The organism is Pseudomonas sp. PS02303 (assembly GCF_029959925.1).
GTDB classification, from domain to species: Bacteria; Pseudomonadota; Gammaproteobacteria; order Pseudomonadales; family Pseudomonadaceae; genus Aquipseudomonas; species Aquipseudomonas mandelii.
Window position 1 is genome coordinate 1 of sequence record NZ_JASCOM010000353.1, and the last position, 4,876, is coordinate 4,876.

The 4,876-nt window shown below is 59.7% G+C and carries 4 protein-coding genes; 2 read left to right on the forward strand and 2 right to left on the reverse strand.

Features of this window, described 5'->3' with window-relative positions; translation table 11 throughout:
• Window positions 1-172: 172 nt before the first annotated feature.
• Both cysS and QMX98_RS32405 read right to left on the reverse strand, forming a co-directional pair.
• Window positions 173-1,555 (reverse strand): cysteine--tRNA ligase, encoded by a 1,383-nt coding sequence (cysS, locus tag QMX98_RS32400; RefSeq protein ID WP_010458820.1) that lies wholly within the window; start codon window positions 1,553-1,555, stop codon window positions 173-175.
• Between the two features lie 15 nt (window positions 1,556-1,570).
• Window positions 1,571-3,268, reverse strand: coding sequence for a glutamine--tRNA ligase/YqeY domain fusion protein (locus QMX98_RS32405; protein ID WP_282411966.1), 1,698 nt, complete (start codon window positions 3,266-3,268; stop codon window positions 1,571-1,573).
• A 260-nt stretch (window positions 3,269-3,528) separates the two neighbouring features.
• On the opposite strand from QMX98_RS32405, the gene QMX98_RS32410 reads away from it, so the two are divergent.
• Both QMX98_RS32410 and lpxH read left to right on the forward strand, forming a co-directional pair.
• Complete coding sequence (locus QMX98_RS32410; protein WP_077748732.1) at window positions 3,529-4,035, forward strand: peptidylprolyl isomerase; 507 nt, start codon at window positions 3,529-3,531, stop codon at window positions 4,033-4,035.
• On the forward strand, window positions 4,032-4,784 hold the full coding sequence (lpxH, locus tag QMX98_RS32415) for a UDP-2,3-diacylglucosamine diphosphatase (protein WP_172790601.1): 753 nt from the start codon (window positions 4,032-4,034) through the stop codon (window positions 4,782-4,784). The genes QMX98_RS32410 and lpxH overlap by 4 nt, the downstream gene beginning before the upstream one ends.
• Window positions 4,785-4,876 lie beyond the last annotated feature (92 nt).

Here is a 4,876-nt window from a genome sequence, read left to right on the forward strand (position 1 = left end):
GGCAAGCCTCGCTCCTACAGGGGCGCGTCGTTCGCCAATATTGTGTACGACGCGACCTTGTAGGAGCGAGGCTTGCCCGCGAAGGGGCCAGATCAAACACCACATAACCTCGCGGACTGCCAAAAACAAAAACCCGCACAAGGCGGGTTTTGTTTTGCGGCATTCGAAGCAGTCAGTCAGCCAACCGCCAGGTCGTGCCGCCCTTTCCGTCTTCCAGCACCACGCCCATCGCGGTGAGCTGGTCGCGGATACGGTCGGATTCGGCCCAGTCCTTGTTGGCACGGGCAGTCAAACGCGCCTGAATCAGCGCATCAACCTCAGCCGCATCAACGCGCCCTTCAGCGCCGGCCTGCAAGAAATCATCGGCCTCAAGCTGCAGCACGCCCAGCACGCTGGCCAGTTCCTTCAAGCGCGCCGCCAAACCTGCCGCCGCATTGAGATCGCTCTCGCGCAGACGGTTGATCTCGCGAACCATCTCGAACAGCACCGCGCAGGCTTCCGGCGTGCCGAAGTCGTCGTTCATCACCTGGGTGAAACGCTCGACGAAGGCTTCGCCGCCAGCCGGCGCCACGCTCGGCAGGCCTTTCAACGCATGGTAGAAACGCTCGAGGGCACCTTTGGCGTCCTTGAGGTTGTCTTCCGAATAGTTGATCGCGCTGCGGTAGTGGCTCGACACCAGCAGGTAACGCACGACTTCCGGGTGGTACTTTTCCAGCACGTCGCGAATGGTGAAGAAGTTGTTCAAGGACTTGGACATCTTCTCGCCATTGATGCGAATCATGCCGCAATGCATCCACGCGTTGGCGTAGGTCTTGCCGGTGGCCGCTTCGCTCTGGGCGATTTCGTTTTCGTGGTGCGGGAACTCGAGGTCGCTGCCGCCGCCATGAATGTCGAAGGTCTCGCCGAGGCAGCAGGTCGACATCACCGAGCACTCAATGTGCCAGCCCGGACGCCCGTCGCCCCACGGCGATGGCCAGCTGGGCTCGCCCGGCTTGGCGCCTTTCCACAGCACGAAGTCCAGCGGGTCCTGCTTGGACTCGTCGACTTCGATCCGCGCGCCGATGCGCAGGTCTTCGATTTTTTTGCGCGACAGCTTGCCGTAGCCCATGAACTTGGCGACGCGGTAATACACGTCGCCATTGCCCGGAGCGTAGGCGTAACCCTTGTCGATCAGGGTCTGGATCATGGTCTGCATGCCAGCGATGTGATCGGTGGCCCGCGGCTCCATGTCCGGCTTGAGGATATTGAGGCGCGCCTCGTCCTCATGCATCGCGGTGATCATGCGTTCGGTCAGCACGTCGAACGGTTCGCCGTTCTCCTTGGCCCGATTGATGATCTTGTCTTCAATGTCGGTGATGTTGCGCACATACGTCAGGTTATAACCGCTGAACCGCAACCAGCGGGTCACCAGGTCGAACGCGACCATGCTGCGGCCATGGCCAATGTGGCAGTAGTCGTACACGGTCATCCCGCAGACGTACATGCGCACATTGTTGCCATCCAGCGGCTTGAAGACTTCTTTGCTCTTGGTGAGCGTGTTGTAGATCGTAAGCACTTTAGTTTCCTTGAATCACTGGCCCCACGAATCACGCAAGGTCACGGTACGGTTGAATACCGGAGCACCTGGTTTCGAGTCCTTGATATCCGCGCAGAAGTAACCTTCGCGCTCGAACTGGAAACGGTCTTCCGGCTGTGCATTGCCCAGCGAGGGTTCAGCACGACAACCGGTGAGGACTTGCAGCGAGTCAGGGTTGATGTTGTCCAGGAAACTGGCGCTGTCTTCGGCCTTCTCAGGGTTCGCAGAGCGGAACAGGCGATCGTACAGACGCACTTCGCACTCGACGCTGGCCGCGGCCGGCACCCAGTGCACCACGCCTTTGACCTTGCGGCCTTCAGGGTTCTTGCCCAATGTTTCCGGGTCGTAGGAGCAACGCAGTTCGACGATGTTGCCCTCGGCGTCCTTGATCGCTTCGTCGGCGCGGATCACGTAGCTGCCGCGCAGACGCACTTCGCCGTCCGGCTCCAGGCGCTTGTAGCCTTTCGGCGGCTCTTCCATGAAGTCTTCACGGTCGATGTAAATCTCACGGGCGAACGGCAGAACGCGCATGCCCATGTCTTCTTTCGGGTGGCACGGCAGTTCGAGGTTCTCGACCTGGCCTTCCGGGTAGTTGGTGATCACGACTTTCAGCGGACGCAACACGCACATGGCGCGCGGGGCGCTGTGGTCGAGGTCGTCACGGATGCTGAATTCGAGCATGCCGAAGTCGACCACGCCGTCGGAACGGTTGGTGCCGACCATTTCGCAGAAGTTGCGGATCGATTTCGGCGTGTAGCCACGGCGACGGAAGCCCGACAGCGTGGACATGCGCGGATCGTCCCAACCGAAGACGTGCTTTTCATCGACCAGTTGCTTGAGCTTGCGCTTGCTGGTGATGGTGTAGTTCAGGTTCAGACGGCTGAACTCGTACTGGCGCGGTTTTGCCGGGACCGGCAGGTTCTCGAGGAACCACTCGTACAGCGGACGGTGGCTTTCGAACTCCAGGGTGCAGATCGAGTGAGTGATGCCTTCGATGGCGTCCGACTGACCATGGGTGAAGTCATAGTTCGGGTAGATGCACCACTTGTCGCCGGTCTGGTGGTGATGGGCGTGACGGATGCGGTACATGATCGGGTCGCGCAGGTTCATGTTCGGCGAGGCCATGTCGATCTTGGCCCGCAGCACGCGTGCGCCGTCCGGGAATTCGCCGGCACGCATGCGGGCGAACCAGTCGAGGTTTTCTTCCACGGAGCGATCACGGAACGGGCTGTTCTTGCCCGGTTCGGTCAGGGTGCCGCGGTATTCCTTGGCCTGTTCAGGGCTCAGATCGTCGACGTAGGCCTTGCCGGCCTTGATCAGCTCGACGGCCCAGTCGTGCAACTGGTCGAAATACTGCGAGGCATAGCGCACTTCGCCGGACCATTCAAAGCCCAGCCATTTGACGTCGCTTTCGATCGCGTCGATGTATTCCTGGTCTTCCTTGGCCGGGTTGGTGTCGTCGAAACGCAGGTGCGTGACGCCGCCAAATTCCTGGGCCAGGCCGAAGTTCACGCAAATCGACTTGGCGTGACCGATGTGCAGGTAGCCGTTGGGCTCAGGCGGGAAACGGGTGACGATCTGCGTGTGCTTACCCGAGTCCAGGTCCGCCTGGATGATCGGGCGCAGGAAATTGACCGGCACGGCAGGGCCGGTCTTGGAATTCGAGGTAGGGTCGACAGTGGGCTTGCTCATAGGATCCTTGAACGTACAAGTGCGCGGCCAGTTGGCCAAATCAAAGCGGCTGTTAAAACAAAGGGGCTTATCATAGCCGATGCCGTCAAGTCGCTGACAGAGCAGGCCCGAAAACGGCTGCATTTAATCGGATGCAAATGAAAAACAGCCTCGAAATTCGCGCCCGGCACGCTAAACTGCGCACCTTGGCCGACATTGGCCGGACCGGTTGAGGGCTTAAATGCCCCGAAACCCACGAATTCATTGAATGAGTAGTAATCATGACCAAAGTCAAACTGACCACCAACCATGGCGACATCGTCCTGGAACTGAACGCTGAAAAGGCACCGCTGACCGTTGCCAACTTCATCGAGTACGTCAAAGCCGGTCACTACGAAAACACCGTTTTCCACCGCGTCATCGGTAACTTCATGATCCAGGGCGGCGGTTTCGAGCCAGGCATGAAAGAAAAGAAAGACAAGCGCCCAAGCATTCAGAACGAAGCCGACAACGGCCTGCCGAACGACAAGTACACCGTCGCCATGGCCCGCACCATGGAGCCGCATTCGGCATCCGCCCAGTTCTTCATCAACGTGGCTGACAACAGCTTCCTGAACCACAGCGCCAAAACCACTCAGGGCTGGGGCTACGCAGTATTCGCCAAAGTCGTTGAAGGCACCGACGTTGTCGACAAGATCAAAGGTGTTTCCACCACCATGAAATCCGGCCACCAGGACGTGCCAGCAGAAGACGTGATCATCGAGAAAGCCGAGATCATCGAAGCGTGATACTGCTGATTTCAGACTTGCATCTGGAAGAGGAGCGCCCGGACATCACCCGGGCGTTTCTGGATTTGCTCGCCGGACGCGCCCGCTCGGCGAGTGCGTTGTACATTCTGGGCGACTTTTTCGAGGCGTGGATTGGCGACGATGCCATGACGCCGTTCCAGCGTTCCATCTGCCAGGCCCTGCGCACCCTTAGCGACAGCGGCACGGCCATATTTCTGATGCACGGCAATCGCGACTTCATGCTCGGCCAGGCCTTCTGCCAACAGGCCGGCTGCACGTTGCTGAAGGACCCGAGTGTCGTGCAGTTCAACGGCGAGCCGGTGCTTTTGATGCACGGCGACAGCCTCTGCACCCGCGACGAAGCTTATATGAAGCTGCGTCGCTACCTGCGCAACCCGATCACCCTGTTCATCCTGCGGCACCTGCCGTTGCGCACTCGCCATAAACTGGCGCGCAAACTGCGCAGCGAAAGCCGGGCCCAGACGCGGATGAAGGCCAATGACATCGTCGATGTCACGCCGGACGAAGTGCCGCGGATCATGCAGGAATTTGGCGTAAAAACCTTGATCCATGGGCACACCCATCGCCCGGCCATCCACAAGTTGCAGATTGGCGAGCAAGCGGCCAAGCGCATTGTGCTGGGGGATTGGGACCGTCAGGGCTGGGCGTTGCAAGTGGATGAGCAAGGGTTTGCCCTCGCCCCCTTCGACTTCGCCCCGCCGCCACAACTGGCTGCCCCCACGAACTGAAAGGCCACCACAGACCCCATTGTGGGAGCGAGCCTGCTCGCGAAGGCGGTGTGTCAGTTGAGATAGATGTTGACTGACAGGACGCTTTCGCG